This window comes from Stenotrophomonas sp. 610A2 (assembly GCF_030549615.1).
In the GTDB taxonomy this organism is placed as follows: Bacteria; Pseudomonadota; Gammaproteobacteria; order Xanthomonadales; family Xanthomonadaceae; genus Stenotrophomonas; species Stenotrophomonas pigmentata.
In genome coordinates this window covers 1,310,178-1,327,356 of the sequence record NZ_CP130832.1, presented here as the reverse complement: position 1 = coordinate 1,327,356, position 17,179 = coordinate 1,310,178, and the positions used below count along the sequence as shown (strand labels likewise).

Annotated in this window: 17 protein-coding genes and 1 tRNA gene; 6 read left to right on the top strand and 12 right to left on the bottom strand. The window is 64.1% G+C overall.

Annotation, left to right across the window (positions count from 1 at the left end; genetic code table 11):
* Positions 1-27 precede the first annotated feature (27 nt).
* The 4 genes from proC to Q5Z11_RS05965 all read left to right on the top strand — a co-directional run bounded on the left by proC (position 28) and on the right by Q5Z11_RS05965 (position 3,723).
* Entirely contained in the window at positions 28-861 is an 834-nt protein-coding gene (gene proC / locus Q5Z11_RS05980) for a pyrroline-5-carboxylate reductase (RefSeq protein ID WP_303749132.1), read from the top strand.
* A 226-nt stretch (positions 862-1,087) separates the two neighbouring features.
* The gene (locus tag Q5Z11_RS05975) at positions 1,088-1,549 is read left to right on the top strand and encodes a DUF4426 domain-containing protein (protein WP_303749131.1); all 462 of its coding nucleotides are present in this window, start codon (positions 1,088-1,090) and stop codon (positions 1,547-1,549) included.
* A gap of 282 nt (positions 1,550-1,831) precedes the next feature.
* Positions 1,832-3,232 carry a phosphatase domain-containing putative toxin gene (locus tag Q5Z11_RS05970; protein WP_303749130.1) on the top strand — a complete coding sequence of 467 codons (1,401 nt, stop codon included), beginning with the start codon at positions 1,832-1,834 and terminating at the stop codon, positions 3,230-3,232.
* Positions 3,233-3,315: 83 nt separating this feature from the next.
* The gene (locus Q5Z11_RS05965) at positions 3,316-3,723 is read left to right on the top strand and encodes a hypothetical protein (RefSeq protein ID WP_303749129.1); all 408 of its coding nucleotides are present in this window, start codon (positions 3,316-3,318) and stop codon (positions 3,721-3,723) included.
* 90 nt (positions 3,724-3,813) lie between these two features.
* Here the strand turns inward: Q5Z11_RS05965 and soxR are convergent, their stop codons facing one another.
* Positions 3,814-4,248, bottom strand: a complete 435-nt coding sequence (soxR, locus tag Q5Z11_RS05960) for a redox-sensitive transcriptional activator SoxR (RefSeq protein WP_303749128.1) — start codon at positions 4,246-4,248, stop codon at positions 3,814-3,816.
* 74 nt (positions 4,249-4,322) lie between these two features.
* Here soxR and Q5Z11_RS05955 point away from each other — a divergent pair, with 74 nt between their 5' ends.
* Complete coding sequence (locus tag Q5Z11_RS05955; RefSeq protein ID WP_303749127.1) at positions 4,323-5,684, top strand: MFS transporter; 1,362 nt, start codon at positions 4,323-4,325, stop codon at positions 5,682-5,684.
* Between the two features lie 102 nt (positions 5,685-5,786).
* On the opposite strand, the gene Q5Z11_RS05950 is transcribed toward Q5Z11_RS05955, so the two are convergent.
* From Q5Z11_RS05950 to Q5Z11_RS05940, 3 genes are all read right to left on the bottom strand, one after another.
* On the bottom strand, positions 5,787-7,748 hold the full coding sequence (locus Q5Z11_RS05950; RefSeq protein WP_303749126.1) for an esterase/lipase family protein: 1,962 nt from the start codon (positions 7,746-7,748) through the stop codon (positions 5,787-5,789).
* Complete coding sequence (locus Q5Z11_RS05945) at positions 7,745-8,758, bottom strand: Lnb N-terminal periplasmic domain-containing protein (protein ID WP_405051679.1); 1,014 nt, start codon at positions 8,756-8,758, stop codon at positions 7,745-7,747. The genes Q5Z11_RS05950 and Q5Z11_RS05945 overlap by 4 nt, the downstream gene beginning before the upstream one ends.
* Before the next feature lie 261 nt (positions 8,759-9,019).
* Positions 9,020-9,214, bottom strand: a complete 195-nt coding sequence (locus tag Q5Z11_RS05940; protein ID WP_303749125.1) for a hypothetical protein — start codon at positions 9,212-9,214, stop codon at positions 9,020-9,022.
* Positions 9,215-9,532: 318 nt separating this feature from the next.
* On the opposite strand from Q5Z11_RS05940, the gene Q5Z11_RS05935 reads away from it, so the two are divergent.
* The gene (locus Q5Z11_RS05935) at positions 9,533-10,078 is read left to right on the top strand and encodes a hypothetical protein (RefSeq protein WP_303749124.1); all 546 of its coding nucleotides are present in this window, start codon (positions 9,533-9,535) and stop codon (positions 10,076-10,078) included.
* A gap of 298 nt (positions 10,079-10,376) precedes the next feature.
* Here the strand turns inward: Q5Z11_RS05935 and Q5Z11_RS05930 are convergent.
* The 8 genes from Q5Z11_RS05930 to fabG form a co-directional block, all read right to left on the bottom strand.
* Positions 10,377-10,451, bottom strand: a tRNA-Val gene (locus Q5Z11_RS05930).
* Positions 10,452-10,514: 63 nt separating this feature from the next.
* On the bottom strand, positions 10,515-10,868 hold the full coding sequence (locus Q5Z11_RS05925; protein WP_303749123.1) for a PilZ domain-containing protein: 354 nt from the start codon (positions 10,866-10,868) through the stop codon (positions 10,515-10,517).
* Complete coding sequence (locus Q5Z11_RS05920; RefSeq protein WP_303749122.1) at positions 10,865-11,824, bottom strand: DNA polymerase III subunit delta'; 960 nt, start codon at positions 11,822-11,824, stop codon at positions 10,865-10,867. The genes Q5Z11_RS05925 and Q5Z11_RS05920 overlap by 4 nt, the downstream gene beginning before the upstream one ends.
* A 34-nt stretch (positions 11,825-11,858) precedes the next feature.
* Entirely contained in the window at positions 11,859-12,917 is a 1,059-nt protein-coding gene (gene mltG, locus Q5Z11_RS05915) for an endolytic transglycosylase MltG (protein ID WP_303749121.1), read from the bottom strand.
* 72 nt (positions 12,918-12,989) lie between these two features.
* A complete protein-coding gene (locus Q5Z11_RS05910) occupies positions 12,990-14,342 on the bottom strand; it encodes an aminodeoxychorismate synthase component I (protein ID WP_303749120.1) in 1,353 nt (450 codons plus the stop codon).
* Between the two features lie 295 nt (positions 14,343-14,637).
* Positions 14,638-15,900, bottom strand: a complete 1,263-nt coding sequence (gene fabF / locus Q5Z11_RS05905; protein ID WP_303749119.1) for a beta-ketoacyl-ACP synthase II — start codon at positions 15,898-15,900, stop codon at positions 14,638-14,640.
* Positions 15,901-16,023: 123 nt separating this feature from the next.
* Positions 16,024-16,263, bottom strand: a complete 240-nt coding sequence (gene acpP, locus Q5Z11_RS05900) for an acyl carrier protein (protein WP_054659808.1) — start codon at positions 16,261-16,263, stop codon at positions 16,024-16,026.
* 151 nt (positions 16,264-16,414) lie between these two features.
* Entirely contained in the window at positions 16,415-17,158 is a 744-nt protein-coding gene (gene fabG, locus Q5Z11_RS05895; protein ID WP_303749118.1) for a 3-oxoacyl-ACP reductase FabG, read from the bottom strand.
* Positions 17,159-17,179: the final 21 nt, after the last annotated feature.

The window sequence follows — 17,179 nt, the reverse complement described above, 5'->3', positions numbered from 1 at the left end:
AGTGAGATCGGATTGATGACCAGCAACATGCACCCAGACCTCCCCGACACAGATGTCGCCTTCATCGGCGGCGGCAACATGGCGCGCAGCCTGATCGCTGGTTTGCTGCGTCGCGGCATGGCCGCCAGCCGCATCCATGTCGCCGAACCGGTCGCCGCCCTGCGCGAGGCGCTGGCGCAGGACTTCGGCGTGCATACCTACAACGCCGCTGAAGCCGCCGCGGCGCATGCCGGACTATGGCTGATGGCGGTCAAGCCGCAGGTGATGCGCTCGGTCTGCGAAGCACTGAGTCCGGTTGCCGCCAGCCAGCAACCGGTAGTCGCATCGATCGCCGCCGGCATCACCGCCGCACAGTTGGAGCGCTGGCTCGGCGGCAACCAGGCCGTCGTCCGTGCCATGCCCAACACTCCCGCCCTATTGGGCGCAGGCGTCACCGGCCTGTTCGCCAATCCGCGCGTGTCCGCTGCCCAGCGCTCGCAGACCGAACAGCTGCTTGCCAGCGCCGGCCGCACCGTCTGGATCGATGACGAAGCACAGATGGACGCAGTGACCGCCGTCTCCGGCAGCGGCCCGGCCTATATTTTCCTGCTGGCCGAAGCGATGGAAGCCGCTGCACTGGAACAAGGCCTGCCGGCGGACGCGGCACGCACACTGGTACTCGAAACCGTCCTCGGCGCCGCACGGATGCTGACCGAAGCCGGCGAAGCCCCGGCCGAACTACGTCGCCGCGTCACCTCGCCGGGCGGCACAACCCAGGCAGCGATAGAAACCTTCCAGGCCGGCGGCTTTGAAGCACTGACAGCGCGCGCCATTGATGCTGCGGCGAAACGCGGCAAGGAACTGTCTGCAGCGAACGATTGAGCAGCAAGAACGCTGCAAGTTGCACGCAATACCAAGCCCTTCTCCCCTTGTGGGGTGAGAGGGGCAGCTTGCGAACCGCCGGTTCGCTGCCCATCGAACGCCCTTGCGCTGGCGCAAGGGCCGGGGCGCGGAGCGGGGGTTCGGGAGAGGGGCAAGGCGAAGCCTTGTAGCTTTCAAGCAATCAAAAAAGCCCAATCCAACACCACAGCCCAAGGACACCAACACCATGCCCCGGTTCGCCCTAACGCTGTCCTCCACCCTGCTGCTTACCCTCGCCGCCTGTTCCGCAGAGCCCTCCCCGCGCGCAGCCGTCATCCAACAAGCGCAACCCAGCCACACCGACCTCGGCAAGCTGCGCGTGCACTACAACCTGCTGCCAACGCTGGCGATGAACGATGCCGTGGCACGCAGCTATCAGGTGCAGCGCGAAGCCGACCGCGCACTGCTGGTGGTCGCCCTGCGGCAACTCGCGCAAGGCGAAGAACTGCCAACAGACGGCAAGGTGCAGGCCGTCGCCACCGATCTCTCCGGCAAACGTCAGCAGATTGAATTGCGTGCCGTGCGTACCGGCGAGTACACAGATCTGATCGGCGTACTCGATGCACATCCGCGCGATCAACTGCGCATCGACCTGCAGATCACTGCAGATGCAGGCGCAGGAAACGTGGGTTTCGAGCGGAATTTCTGAATCCCGCTGAAACAATAAGCATCGTCTTGTTCAGCGCTCCAACGCCGTATTCGTCGTTGGAAATGGCGTTTGCAACGCTGCCGGAAATGCACGCATTTCCTTTCCCAATCAATTTGATATGACCGCGCAGCTGCGAACAGGTCGCTGCCTGCGCGTCTGATGCAGCCTGCGCGCGCACATCACAAAGTCAAATTGACATGGAATTAACACAAACCATACTGACCGCCTTTCCAATTCCGCGCAGGCCCCAGAAACGGGTTTGCGACGGGCAGAGTGACGTACTTGCCAGTCCACAACTCCCCTACTCCGTTGCTGCAGCTGCAAGGCTGGGGCATGCGCCGTGGCCAACGCACTGTGTTGGCATCTATTGATCTGAGCATCAGCGGTACCGGCATCGTGGTGTTGATGGGCCCGGGCGGCACCGGCAAGTCCTCGTTGCTGCAGGCGCTGTCCGGGCAAAGCAATGCACATGGCGAGCGCTGGGGCACGTTGCTGTTCCAGGGCAAGCCGCTGGCCAACACGACCCAACCGCCGGTTTTGGTCCAACAACACGCACGCGAACTTGGCTTCAGCGTACTGGAGAACCTCAGCGCCGCGCTGCGCCCGCAATCAGGCAACAAGCCACAGGCATTGCGCGAACAGATCGACGCGCGCCTGCAGGCCCTGGGCGCCACCGCTGTAGCCGCGCATCTGCAGCAGCGGGTGATCGACCTGCCGCGCGGACTCGCCCGCCAGGTCGCCATCCTGCGCGCCGCCTTCAGCGGCAGTCCGCTGCTATTGATCGACGAGCCGACCAGCGAACTGGAGTCGACCGACGCCGAAGCCGTGCTCACACTGATAGAGCGCCTGTCCGCCACGCACTGCTGCCTGGTCAGCCTGCACCATCAAGGCCAGGCCCGACGTATCGCTTCGCGGGTGATTCTGCTGGCCGGCGGCCAGATACAGGTTGATGCACCCGTGGAGGCCTTCTTTGCCAATCGCGGGCAGCACGCTGTGCTGGCGCAGTTCCTGCGCACCGGCAGCTGCCATGTACCGGCACCGGATGCACGTCCCGAGGAACTGGCCGATGGTGTGGCCGCGCCTGCACCAGTTGTCATCGCTGAGAAATCACCAGGCCGAGCTGTCGGCGCCGCAGCCGAGACTTCCATTGCTCGTCCGTTGCCAGCATCTACACCTGCACCAGTCCGTCTTTCCGCCACGCCCTCACGGCGCGGCCCCAATGGCTTCCACTGGCTGGTGCCGGGCAAGCTCGCCGGCTGCCCGATGCCCGGCGTGGTATTCGCCATAGATCACGATCTGGCCTTGCTGCGTGGCATGGGCGTGACCATGCTGGTCAACCTCACCGAACGCGAGATGTCGGCTGAACGCTTGGCAGCTTTCGGTCTGCGCAGCTACCACCTGGGCATCGTTGACCGCGGCGCACCGCCCTTGCTGTGGGCCAAGCTGCTGCTGGCCAAGATCGAGGTGATGTTGCGCGAAGGCGAAGTCGTCGCCGTGCACTGCCTGGCCGGCCTTGGCCGCACCGGCATGGTGTTGGCCGCGTGGCTGATCCGCGAAGGGCTCACCGCCGATGAAGCGCTGCGCCGCCTGCGCACCTTGGACCCGGGTTTCGTGCAGTCGCAGGAGCAGGAAGACCTGCTGCATGCACTGGAAGAAAACCTGCTGATACGCGCCTGCGATTGATCAACCCCTGAGTGATGCCGGGTCGCACTGCGGCCTGCGGGCATCGCTATTCCTTTTCTCCCCCCTTCCGCAAGGATTCCCCCATGTCGCTCGACACCACCCTGCAGCAATCCGTTGCCTCCATCCCCGAATGCGTGGCCGCCGGCTACGTCGATATCAGCTCCGGCATGCTGCTGTCGGTACGCACCGTGGATTCGCATCCGCGCGAAGTGCTGGATCTGGTCGCCGCGGCTACCGCCGATCTGTACCAGGGCCCGAACATCCGCAGCATCGAGCAGATGTTCCGCCGCGCACGCGGCCTGGAAGACCAGGAAGGCGCACATTACTTCCAGGAAATCATCGTCAACAGCGAAAACCTGATCCACGTCTTCATGCGCGGCAAGCGCTACCCGGACTACGTGATGGTGTTCGTCTGCCGCCGCACCGCCAACCTCGGCATGGTACTGACCCGCTCGCGTCTGGCGATGCCGGCGATCGAAGCGGAAATCTGATGCATCCGGGCCACGCACCGTGGCCCGGGCAGCATGCACTGCTGGCGTGTCGTCCGATACCCGGCAGCTTGCCTATCCCGTCTCGCAACGCTAGCCCACGCGTTGCGGGCCTTCGCCTCGCTGCCCCAGCACGTCCTGCGGATTCAGCAGGCCGCAGCGCTTCAACGACAGGCAACCGCAGCCAATGCAATCGCTGAGCTGGTCGCGCATGAACTGCAATGTCGCGATGCGCTCATCCAGCTCCTTGCGCCAGCGCGCGGACATCTTCGCCCAGTCAGCCTTTGTGGGCGCGCGCCCTTCCGGCAGTTCCGCCAGGCGCTCGGCCACCGCCTGCAGCGGCATGCCCACCCGCTGTGCGGCCTGGATCAACGCCAGCCGACGCAGCACATCACTCTGGAATCGCCGCTGGTTACCGGCGGTGCGCTGGCTCCGGATCAGTCCCTTGCGCTCATAGAAGTGCAAGGCCGATACCGCAACACCGCTGCGCTTGGCCACTTCACCTACACTCAGTTCCCGCGTGGACATCACTTGACCTCAACCATGGTTGAGGTGTGATGCTGCACGCCCCCCAGCCGCAACTCAAGCAGCAGCGTCGCATCATGAGTTCCCAAAGCATCGCCTCGGCCCCGCCGGCAAGCACCTCCATCCTCGCCCCGCAGTACCGTGCTACCACCTTCGGAATGGTTGCGCTGATCTCGCTGATCGCCTTCGAGGCGCTGGCCGTGGCCGCCGCAATGCCGAGCGTGGCCGAGGCCTTGGACGGACTACGCCTGTACGCGCTGGCCTTCGGCGGTGCACTGGCCACCAGCGTGATCGGCATGACCCTGGCCGGCCGCATGTGCGACCAGCAAGGTCCGGCACGACCGTTGTGGCTGGGCCTGGGCAGCTTCCTGATTGGCCTGCTGCTGGCCGGTTTGGCGCCGCGCATGGATGTATTGATCGTCGGCCGCCTGCTACAGGGCGTCGGCATCGGCGCGATCTCGGTGTCGCTGTATGTGCTGGTTGCGCGCACCTATCCGGAAGCGCTGCGCCCCAAGGTATTCGCAGCCTTCTCCGCTGGCTGGGTGGTGCCCTCGCTGATCGGCCCAAGCCTGAGCGGACTGATCGTGCAGCACCTGAGCTGGCGCTGGGTCTTCCTCATCGTGCCGGTGTTGGCCTTGCCGGCGGCCTGGCTGCTGTTGCCGGCCTTGCGCAGTACCCAAACCAGCATCCGTCGCGATGTCGAGCAGCGGCCAGTGGTGCGCTGGGCGATAGGCACGGCGCTGGCCGCGCTGTTGCTGTATGTCGGCGGACAGCTGCAGGGCATGCAGGCGCTGGCGGTGATGACGGTGGCAGTGATCGCTTTGATTTTCTGCGCGCGTCATCTGCTGCCCAGCGGCAGCTTGCTGCTGCGCCGCGGCCTGCCCAGCGTGATCGCCTTGCGTGGCATTGCCGCGTCGGCCTTCTTTGGCGCCGAAGCCTTCCTGCCATTGCTGCTGCAGCGCGAGCGCGACCTGTCACCGCTGTGGGCCGGCGCAGCGCTCAGCCTGGGTGCGCTGGGCTGGTTCTCCGGCTCATGGATGCAAGGCCACCAGCACTTCGGTTGGCGCCGCACTCACATGCTGCAGGCCGGCACCTGGCTGATGCTGGCAGGCCTGCTGATTTCCGTGCTCACGCTGTATCCGGGCGTGCCCTTGATGCTGGCGCTTGCCGGCTGGGCGCTGACCGGGCTGGGCATGGGCCTGATCTACCCCAGCCTGTCGGTGCTGACCTTGTCACTGTCGGCGCCGCACGAGCAAGGTGCAAACAGCTCGGCCTTGCAGCTGAGCGAAGGCATCGCGGTGGCATCGACGCTGGCGATCTCCGGCTCGCTGTTTGCCACAACGGTCGGCGGCAATGAAACCACCGGCTATCTGCTGTGCTTCGTGGTGACCCTGCTGTTGGCCGGATTGGCAACCGTGGTTGGTCGCCGCATCGGCTGAGCAGCGCTCGATCACGCAGCTCAGCTATCTCCTGCGTCGCAGCTCAGCGCGACGCTCTCCGGCCTGATCCATTGCCCGGGCTGCACGCAGCCCGCCACAGGCTCAGTGCGCAGCGTCCACGCCTTCCACTTCCAGCAGGTCCTGGCGCAGGATGCGGCGCACTTCCAGCACCGCTTCCGGCGTTTCCTGCACGCTGTGGCCGGACACGATCACCTTCTCCGACAGCGCACCATCCAGATGCGCGCTCCAGTACGGCACCAGCCCATCGTCGGACTGCGCAGTCGGCACCTCGGCTTTGCGCTTGGCGATGATCGAGTGGTACTTCAGGCCCGGTTGGATGGGCAGCGCCGAGGACGCCTCGATGAAGGGATCACTGGCCTTCAGGTTCTCGATGCTGTTGGTGATCACCGGTTCCTTGGGCTTCTTGCCATCAGCTTCGCCCGGGTCCTGCAGCGCCATGAAGGCGTCGCCAAAGGCACCAAGAATCGTCAGCGGCAAGCGCACCAGCCTGCCGATCAAACGGCCGAGCCGGTTGCCGGCCGCATCCGTGCCCTTGTGCGGTGAGGCCAGGAAAATCGCCCGCTCCACATTCGGCTGCGGAGTAAAATGCAGCACCGGCCCGAGCTTGGCTTCGACCCGCGCCAAGCGCTCGCCCTGCAGGTTGTAGCGCTGGCGGGTGTTTTCCCACAGCACATCGCCCGAGTCACTGAGCATCAGCCGCGCGATCACCCCGCCCATGCTGTGGCCAATGAACACCATGTCGTGCGATGCCGGCGCCGTGCCCTTGGGATCGAAGTGATGCAGCGTGCTGTTGAAGGCCTTGCTGATGGTGTACCGGTTCAAGGCGATCGGCGCATTGGTCGGGTAATACACCGACCACACCTGGTAATGCTCGCGCATTTCCTCGTCGCCCATGATCTCGTTGGCCAGGTTCACCCAGGCCTCCGGGCTGCTGGCCAGGCCATGCAACATGAAGATGATGCGCTTGTTCGGATCGTAGGGCTGCATCAGGTAGATATGCGGCTCACGGATGCCTTCGCCACGGCCGAACAAGGTGCGCAGTGATTCTGTGGCGAAGCCGGATTGGGCAAGCCACAGGCCGTAGGCGGCAGTGAAGTTGGCCGCCAGCGGCACTTCCTGGCCGCGCATCTGGATGCTGCTGAGGTCGGGCGAATAAGCCTCCAACTGCACCTGCCGGGTTGCCAGTATTTCTTCCAGCGTATTGCCGCTGAAGTTCAGCACAGCGGTCACGTTGACCGCGGGCATCTCGCTGTAAACCGGGAGGTTTTGCTTGCGTTCTTCAACTTCAATCGCCTGCGCCAGCGCTGGCGCTTCCATCATCGCCACCAGCTCGGCACCGAAGCCATCGCGACGGTAGGAACTGCGCAGCCCGGCAAAACTCACCGAGGATGCAGCTACCAGTTGCCTGGGCACACCCTCGAACTTGAGCTCATCGAACTTCGTGCTGATGGTCCAGTTGTCCACCTGCACCGGCAGGGTAATGTCCTGCCCTTCCAGCGCGCGCGCACGCGTACGCTGGAACACCACCGAGGCCGCCTGCTCGGTGGCGTAGTTGTAGTAATCCCGCACCTGGGTAAGCCGGTCTTCCAGGGCGCGCTGCGCCGGGCTGCGGCCACTGAAGAACAGGTAGAGATAGGAATAGCGTGCGGTTTCCAGCCAGGCATCCAGCGCCGCCGGCGGCAGCTCGATGGGCTCGTTGCCCTTGGCTTTGGGAGTGAGCGCCAAGGCCTGCTGCATCCACAGCTCGGCCAGCGTGGACAGGCGCTGCTCGGACTGCAGGCCGTCGTTGGTGGCCACCGTCTGCCGGCAGGTCGGCAGGTCCTTGCTGCAGTCACTTTCGGTCAAGCCGATGACCGACAGCGACTCCTGCGACAAGGCACTGAGCTTGCCGGTGCTGAGGATGTCGCCACGCTTGAGCATCACGTAATCGGTGTTACTCACCGCTTTCATCTTCACCATGGCGCAGCCGCTGGACAGCAGCAGCGCCATTACCGCGACCACCGGCAACAACCGGCGTATCCATGTCTGCGGGGTGTGGGTCATGGGTTGGTTCCTGGTGCTGGAATGCCGGGTACGCCTGCGCGTATCCGGGAAGAGAAATCAGCCACATCGCCCGCTTCGCGTGCACGCAGCGTTATACGCCCCGATTGTTGCAGAGTCGCCAGCGGCACGCCCGGGGTCAGCCCACCGACGTCGGCGGCGTATTCGGCCAGATAGCCGGAGGCCAGCAGGCGGTAATCCAGCGGCAGATTGGGCTGGATGCGGCGCATCAGCTCGAACACCACCGTGGTGCAGTTGCTGGTCAGCGTGTTGTAGAAGCGCGGTGCCTGTTCCAGCTGCTGCGCGCGGTCCACGTAGAAGCGCAGCAGATCGCGCATCTTATCCAGGCTCAGCCCATGCAGCCGGTACAGATAGACATCCTCGCCGCGCACATTGCTGCGCGTCAGCACGATGTCGCGCTCATCCGAGGCCACCAACACCGCCTCGAACTTGCGGAAGAAGCCACCCAGCGCCGAGAACGATTCGCCCCGCTCCTTGCGGATCTCCAGCGAGAACACCAGCTGGCGGCCATCGGCAAAACCGAACGACACCAGCGTGTGCGCAATCGCCGGGCCCATCCAATAGGACAGGATCATGTCCACCGACTGCACCTGCGACAGATCGTACTCGCGCGCTTCCCAGCGCACGTCATAGTCGGTCTCGGTCCGCCAACGGAAGTTGCGCACGTTGTCGATGATCAGGCGGTCCCCCTCGATGCGCGCATGCAGCGGCTGCGCCACGTCATCGGCCCAGGCCCGGTCCTGTTGCGGGTCGATGGTCGCCCACCAGATCAGCATCACCGCAAACAGCGCCCCGAACACCGCCAGCGAATGCCAGCGCCGCAGCGGCCCGAAACCCGCGCGGATCGCCCAGATGCTGGGCACGCACCACACCAGGATCGCCACGACCTTGGCCACCACATTGCCGGGGAACTGGTACCACAGCGCAAACCCGCCCCAGATACCGATGCACAGACACAGGAACGCCAACAGGACCCGACCGACGCCACGCACAACACTGCCCAGACGCCGCTTCCCTACATTTGCCACTTCACTCTCCTGAAAGACCCAACAGTCCCGGAAGCGCACCGCGCCAGGCCGGAACCACCGCGAAATGAATGGGTCGCCAGCGACCCGCGGCAAAGATAGCCTGCCGGGCGCGGAAAGCGGAGTGAAATGGGAAAAAGCCGACGCTAGGCCGGCTTTCGTTTATCTGAGGACAAGACTCGGCGTCATGCCGAGCCTGTCCCCTCACCTCAATGATGCAGGGAATGCTCAGCCATTGGGGCACAACCCTTCCAGACATGCTTCAAGAATCGCCTCGCACTTCTCAGGCGCAGTACCGCGCGCAATGCAGGCGTTGTACGACGTCACACACGGCGTTCCACACCATGAGGCCGAGGCCGTACCACCAAAGGCAGCCATCGAAAGGAAGCCACACGCAACAACGCGCTTGATCCACTTCTTCATGCCACTTTCCTTGTTGGCCTGATCATTCAGGCATCCCAGCATAGATGCTTAAGGAAGGCCGAATCCGACTAGCTGCCCACACTTACTGAGATAGGTGCGGAAGAAATCAGACTGTGCCCGGGAGCAGCAAAAGGGGCATTCACTGATACGCCCCCAACTTCAGCGCCAACACGATAAGAAGCGACACCAACAAAAGCCAACCTGATCCCGTAGCTTGGCCCGGTTAGCACAACGCATACATGGCCGTCGGCGGCTTACACAGCATTGCTGATTTAGTTTCCGCGCTTCATGCTTGCCCCACTGAATAGGGGGAACTACATGGACTGTGAACTTGTTGGTTGGTGCGCACTCAAACCCGAAGTGCAGGCTGCTTGGTTTCAAGCCGTTGCTTCCGTCGTCGCCATTGTTGTCGCGCTGCTTGTCCCAGCGCTTCAGTCGCGATCAACAAAAAAGCAAAAGACGGCTGACGATCATGCCAATAGCGTCGCAGCCGCTGCCCAGATGCTCCCCCATGTGCAAGACATCGGTCGATTGATTGCCACAATACTCAGGGAAGAATCGCCAGTGAGTTTCGGTGGCGAGTCTGGGCCGATTGGCCCGCTCGCGCAGCAGTTGATCAACCACAAATCGGTAGACATCCTTTCCGGCAGCCTTAGATCGCTTGGCGATGCAAGAGAGAAGGCCAGCGCCGTGGTCTTCAACATCTATCGGGCTAGGGAACTAGCAGAAACCGAGGCCGACCACGCTCGAGTCAGATCCTACAGGAAGTTCTATGAGCGCCTGATGGCAGCACAAACGGCTTCCAGCCAGTGTTTGGACAAGATCGACATCATGTTCACCGGTCATGTCGGCGACTACTCGTAGGTGCTGAATCATGCTTCCACCCTTCGATTCGTCCCGGCCGCCTCCCGCAACCCGGCCATCCTCCGCTGCCCGCCAGCAGGGCGATAAGTCCCGGCGCAACCAACCAAGTCCTGCGACGCAGGACTATCCCACCGAGCATTCCAAGGAAACCACGTCGGATCATCGGACTTCTTGCGAAGTTATGTCCGACAAATCTGGCAACCCGCGCATGTTTCCTCAGGCACCAGCAAGGAATTGCGTACTGCGCTTACGAAAAAACCGGCTTTCGCCGGTTTTGTCTGCAACACTCAAATTTTGATGGTGGGCGGTACAGGGATCGAACCTGTGACCCTTGCCGTGTGAAGGCAATGCTCTACCGCTGAGCTAACCGCCCGTGTTGCGGGCCGCTCATTATAGGGGGCTGAGCGAACACGTCAACATCTTTCTTCACACGATTTCACATCGTCTGCGTGGGCTTGTCCGAGCTGGATGTGCCAGCCAGCAGGGTCTCGATCTTGTTGCGGATGGCCTCGCCGTCGACGCCGTCAGCCAGCTGCACGCCGATGCCGGCCTGGCGGTTGCCCTGTGCGCCCAGCGGGGTGACCCAGACCACCTTGCCGGCGACCGGAAGGCGCTCGCTGGAGTCCGGCAGGGTCAGCAGCAGGAACACCTCGTCGCCGAGGAAGTAGCGCTTGGGCGTGGGCACGAAGACGCCACCGTTCTTCACGAACGGCATGTAGGCGCCGTACAGCGCTGCCTTGTCCTTTACCGCCAGCGAAAGGATGCCCTGGCGGGCGTTCGTCGCACTCATCGAATAGTCCCCTTGGATTGCACTTGGTTGGCCGCGCCCCATGCCAGCAGCAGCTCCACCACGGCCAGGTCGGCGCGGATGGTGGTGCGCAGCAGGTCGCGGGTGCGATTGGCGGCGTCAAACCAGGCAGCCAGCTTGTTCAATCGGGCCGGATCGGTCAAGCCGTCGGCCGCTTTCTTCAGTGCCAGGTCGGCGGCATGGCGCAGGCGCAGGTCGGCGTTGTCGTCGCCGGTCCAGCGCTGGGCCAGCTCGACGCTGCCCAGCTTGCCGGCCAGCAGCTGCTCCAGCTCGCTGGCCACCTGCCGGCGCAGGGCCATGCCCTCACCCTGCAGCCACTGGTCGGCCAATGCCGGGTGGCCGCGGGTGGCGTCCAGTGCTTCACGCGCTACGCCTTCGGTATAGCCACGCGACTGCAGCCAGGCCATGGCTTCCTCACGCGGCGGCATGCGGAACTCGAGGCGCTGGCAGCGGCTGCGGATGGTCTGCGGCAGGCGCGCCGGGTCGGCACTGAGCAGCCACAGGTAGCGGCCCGGCGATGGCTCTTCCAGCGTCTTCAACAACGCATTGCAGGCGGCGCGGTTGATGGCGTCGGCCGGATCGACGATGACCACCTGGGCCACGCCGTAATGCGGGGTCAACGCCAGCTTCTGCGAGATCTCGCGCACCTGTTCGATGACGATCTCGGTGCGGAGCTTGTCGCCGGTCTTGTTGGGGATGAAGCTGGTGAACTGCAGGTCCGGGTGGGTGCCGGCGGCGATCAACTGCGCGTTGCGCTGGCGTGCCGCCGCGTCCTCGCCGTGGTTGAGCACATGCGCGGCCAGCCGCATCGCCACCGCACGCTTGCCCATGCCGGCCGGGCCGCACAGCAGCAAGCCATGGCCGAGCCGGCCCACGTCCAGTGCAGCCACGGTCTGGTCATAGACGCGCTGCTGCCAAGGGGCCAGTGCTTCGCTCATCGGGACGTCCTGTAGATCATTCGAGTCATGCCGCTCATTGCGCCGCCGCCTCGCTGCGCTTCGCACGCAGCCGCTTCAAATACTCGGCGACGGCGCTGTTGTGATCGGTATAGGACGCGGAGAACACATGCGCGCCGCTGCCATCGCCGACGGCGACGAAGTACAGCGCATCGCCCGGTGCCGGCTTGGCGGCGGCATGCAGCGCGTCGCGGCCTGGCATGGCGATCGGCGTCGGCGTGAGGCCGGCGCGGGTATAGGTGTTGTACGGCGTGTCGGTGGTCAGGTGCACCTTGCGGATATTGCCGTCGTAGGCGCTGCCGATGCCGTAGATCACGGTCGGGTCGGTCTGCAGGCGCATGCCCATCTTCAGGCGCCGCGCGAACACACCGGCAATCTGCGGGCGCTCACTGGCCAGGCCGGTTTCCTTCTCGATGATCGAGGCGAGGATCAGCAGCTCGTAAGGCGACTTCAGCGGCAGATCGTCGCTGCGCTCGGCCCAGGCGGCATCCAGTTCCTTCTCCATCGCAGCATGGGCGCGCTCGAGCACGTCCACGTCGCTGTCGCCGCGCTGGTAGATGTAGGTTTCCGGCAGGAAGCGGCCTTCCGGGTGCTGGTCGGCAAAGCCGATCTTGGCCATCAGCTCGGTGTCGGACAGGTCGGTCGTTTCGTGCTGCAGCGGCTGCGCACGCGCCAGGGCAGCACGCAGCTGGCGGATGTTCCAGCCTTCGACGATGGTGACGCGGTATTGCAGCACCTTGCCCTGGCGCATGTTCAACAGCAGCTGGCGCGGCGTGAGTGCCGGGTCGAGTGCGTATTCGCCGATCTTCAGCTTGCCGGCGGCGTCGAGCTGGCGGGCCAGCAGCTGCCATTGCAGGTCGTCACCTTCGTCGACGCCGGCCGCGCGCAGCTTGCGCAGCACGCTGTTGAGCGAATCACCGGAGGCGATGCTGACGCTCTGCTCGGACGGGGTCAGCGGCGCATCGGCAAAGCTGCCCTGCCGCTGCCACAACCAGGCCGCACCTGCGCCTGCCAAGGCGACCAGCAGCAACAACACCGCCAGCACCAACAGACATCCGCGCTTGGCACCCGCCATGGTCACCCCGTCTTCAAATAGTGGATGCGCAGGATACCGCGCTGGCGGCAACGCCAGCCAAAACGGCGTTCATCATTGTGGATCGAGCGCACGCAATAGCCCGCGCGCCTTGGCCCGGGTTTCGTCCAATTCCTTATCAGCCACCGAATCCACCACGATGCCGGCACCGGTACGGAAGCTGGCGGTGCTGCCCTGCACTTCCGCGGTGCGGATCAGGATGTTCAGGTCCATGTCGCCATCGCGGTTCAGCCAGCCGAAGGCGCCGGTATAGGCACCACGGGCGGTCTGTTCCAGCTCGGCGATGATCTCCATACAGCGCACCTTGGGGCAGCCGGTGATGGTGCCGCCAGGGAACGTGGCCGCGATCACTTCGCCCGGGGTGACTTCCGGGCGCAGGCGTGCGCGCACGTTGCTGACGATGTGATGCACGTGGGCGTAGCTCTCCACGATCATCAGTTCATCGACCTCGACGCTGCCGGGTGCGGCGATGCGGCCGAGGTCGTTGCGCTCCAGGTCGATCAGCATCACGTGCTCGGCGCGCTCCTTGGGATGGCCGACCAGTTCCTGGATTCGGGCGGCATCGTCGTCGCCTGCAAAGCGCGGGCGGGTGCCAGCAATCGGGCGGGTCTGCACCACATCGCCGCTGACCGAGACCAGACGCTCCGGCGAGGAGCTGACCACGGCGCGGCCGGCGGCCGTGAACAGGCCAGCGAAGGGTGCGGGGTTTGCGGTGCGCAGGCGCGCGTACAGCGCTTCGGGTGCGAGCGGCGCGTCGAACTGCGCCTGCCAGCGGCGCGACAGGTTTACCTGGAAGACGTCGCCTGCATGCAGGTAGTCGATGACCTTGTGCACGCCATCGGTGAAGCGCTCGCCTGCGTCTTCGTTGATGGCGCTGGGGCCGTTCCACTGCGGCAAGGCTGGCAGCTGTGCGGCTTCGCTTTGATCGTGCTGGAGCTGGCTGAGCAGGTCTGCTGCGTCGTCTTCGGCGATGGCGATGCAGCGGCCGCTGTCGCGCTCGCGCAGTACCGCTGCTGGGCAGCGTAGTGCGATCGCGGTTGGCAGGCCGTCACTGCGTTGTGGCAGCTGCAGGATGGGTTCGATCTGCTGGGCCAGTTCGTAATCGAGCAGCAGGGCCCAGCCGCCACGGAACGGGATGTCCGCTTCCATCGGGTTGCGGGCTTGGCGCAGGGATTGCCAGTCGCGATCGAGTGCGGAGAGGAAGTCGCCTTCGGCTGGGCTGCCGTCTTCGCGTTGCAAGCTGCCGTCGGGGTTGAGCAGGAGTTGGCTGCCGTTGGCGATCAGCAGCATGTCCCACTGGCCGAGCTTGCCGGCGGCGGTGGATTCAAGCAGGACCGGATAGCGATGCGGTGCGAGCCGATGCAGCGCCAGCAGGTCGGTGTCGGCGTGCAGGGGGAGGATGTGCATCGTGGGCCCGAAATGTCAGAAATGCAGGCTGTTCCCTTCTCCCGCCTGCGGGAGAAGGTGCCCGAAGGGCGGATGAGGGGAGCTTTTAAAGCTATTAAAGCTTTTGGAGCGTTAAAGCTGCCCTCACCCCAACCCCTCTCCCGCTTGCGGGAGAGGGGCTTTGAGCAAAGCCTTGAGCAAAGCAACAGCCAAAAGCTTCAAGCAAAGCGACGAGCGGGAGCTTCAAGCAAAGCGACGAGCGGGAGCTACAAGCAATGCTGGAAGCGCAAGCCTCAAGCAAAGCCGAAACGCCGCTTTAAATCCGCTTGAACACCAGCGTGCCGTTGGTGCCGCCGAAGCCGAAGCCGTTCGACATCACCACGTCCACGTCGGCCTTGCGGGCCACGTTCGGCACGTAGTCCAGGTCGCAGCCTTCGCTCGGGTTTTCCAGGTTGATCGTCGGCGGGATGATGCCAGTGTTCAGCGCCATCACCGAGAAGATCGCTTCCACGCCGCCCGCTGCACCCAGCAGGTGGCCGGTCATCGACTTGGTCGAGCTGACCAGCATCTTGTAGGCGTGCTCGCCGAAGGCGGTCTTCATCGCCATGGTCTCGCCCAGGTCGCCCAGCGGCGTCGAGGTGCCGTGTGCGTTTAGGTAGCCCACCTGCTCCGGGGTGACGCCTGCGTCCTTCATCGCCGCAACCATGCAGCGGGCGGCGCCTTCGCCGTTCTCGCTCGGGGCGGTCATGTGGTACGCGTCGGAGCTTGCGCCGAAGCCAGCCAGCTCGCAGTAGATCTTGGCGCCGCGCGCCTTGGCGTGCTCGTACTCTTCCAGGATCAGGATGCCGGCACCGTCGCCCAGTACGAAGCCGTCACGGCCCTGGTCCCACGGACGCGAGGCCTTGGTCGGGTCGTCGTTGCGGGTGGACATGGCCTTCATCGCGCAGAAGCCGCCCAGTGCGGTCGGCGAGGAGCCACGCTCGGCGCCACCGGCGACCATCACGTCGGCGTCGCCGTACTGGATCATGCGCATCGCCGTTCCGATGGAATGGTTGGACGTGGCGCAGGCCGACACTGCCGAGAACGACGGACCCTTCAGCCCGGCGATGATGCTCAGCTGGCCCGGCAACATGTTGATGATGGTCTTGGGCACGTAGAACGGCGAGATCTTCTTGCCTTCGTGGAACTCGATGGTCTGCTCTTCGATGCCGAGCAGGCCGCCGATGCCGGCACCGACGATGGCGCCAATGCGCTCAGCGTTGGCGTCGGTGATTTCCAGGCCGGAGTCGTGCAGCGCCATGAAGGCGGCACCCAGGCCGTAATGGATGAACGGGTCCATCTTCTTGGCATCCTTGCCACTGACCCGATACTTGCCGAACAAGGGGTTGTCGGCGGTGATGTCGAAATCCCTGACCTCACCTGCAATTTTGGTGGTGAAACGTTCCAGATAGTTATCTGCAACATTCGTCAGCGGGCCGATGCCCGAACGGCCGTTGATGATGCCTTCCCAGCTGCTGGCCAGATCATTGCCCAGCGGCGACACCATGCCCATGCCGGTAACAACTACGCGACGACTCATTGCGGATTCTCCTGGCCCCGCACGCGGGGAGATTCAAGCTTAAAAGCACGGGGCCGCATCAGCGGCCCCATGGGTTTGCAACGCGGCAGACAGGCTTGCCGACCGCGCCTTGTCAGACCTGGATCAGGCCTTGACGTGTGCCTTGACGTAGTCGATGGCAGCCTGGACGGTGCCGATCTTCTCAGCTTCTTCGTCCGGGATTTCGCACTCGAACTCTTCTTCCAGCGCCATCACCAGCTCGACGGTGTCCAGCGAGTCTGCGCCCAGGTCATCGACGAACGATGCGCTGGTGGTGACTTCTTCTTCCTTGACGCCAAGCTGCTCAACAACAATCTTCTTGACGCGTTCTTCGATGGTGCTCATTAGGATATCGCTCCAGATGGAGTAGTGGTTCAAAAGACGCCAGCCCCCAGGGCTGGCCGTGGGATAGTGTAGTGGAAACCGTAGCGGCGGTGTTTCTGAACAAAAAAGCCGCGACAATCAACCACTTGGGTGCATTCCCTGCACGCCACGCTTACGGCATGTACAAACCGCCGTTCACGTGAAGGGTTTCGCCGGTGATGTAACTGGCCGACGGACCGGCCAGGAACGCCACCGCCTTGGCGATGTCTGCGGGCTCGCCGAGGCGGCCCAGCGCGACCTGGCCGAGCATCGCCGACTTGGCGTCCTCGGGCAGATCCTTGGTCATGTCCGTGTCGATGAAGCCCGGTGCGACCACGTTGACGGTCACGCCGCGGCTGCCGATTTCCTTGGCCAGCGACTTGGAGAACGCAATGATGCCAGCCTTGGCGGCCGCATAGTTGGCCTGGCCGGCATTGCCGGTGACACCGATGACGGAAGCGATGTTGATGATGCGGCCCTTGCGCGCCTTCATCATGCCGCGCATCACCGCCTTGGAGGTGCGGTAAACGCTGGTCAGGTTGGTGTCGAGGATGGCCTGCCAGTCCTCGTCCTTCATACGCATCAGCAGGTTGTCGCGGGTGATGCCGGCGTTGTTGACCAGGATGCTGATGGCACCGAATTCCTTGCTCACCGCGTCGATCAGCGCATCCACCGCGCCCGGCTCGGTCACGTTCAGTGCGCGGCCGTGGCCGCCAACTGCGGCCAGACGCGTACCGATGGCGGCGGCGCCGTTGTCGGTGGTGGCGGTGCCGATGACGGTCGCGCCGAGCGCGGCCAGTTCGTCGGCAATGGCAGCACCGATACCGCGGCTTGCGCCGGTTACCAGCGCGATTTCACCCTGCAATGGCTTGCTCATATCTGTTCCTTGTATGCATGG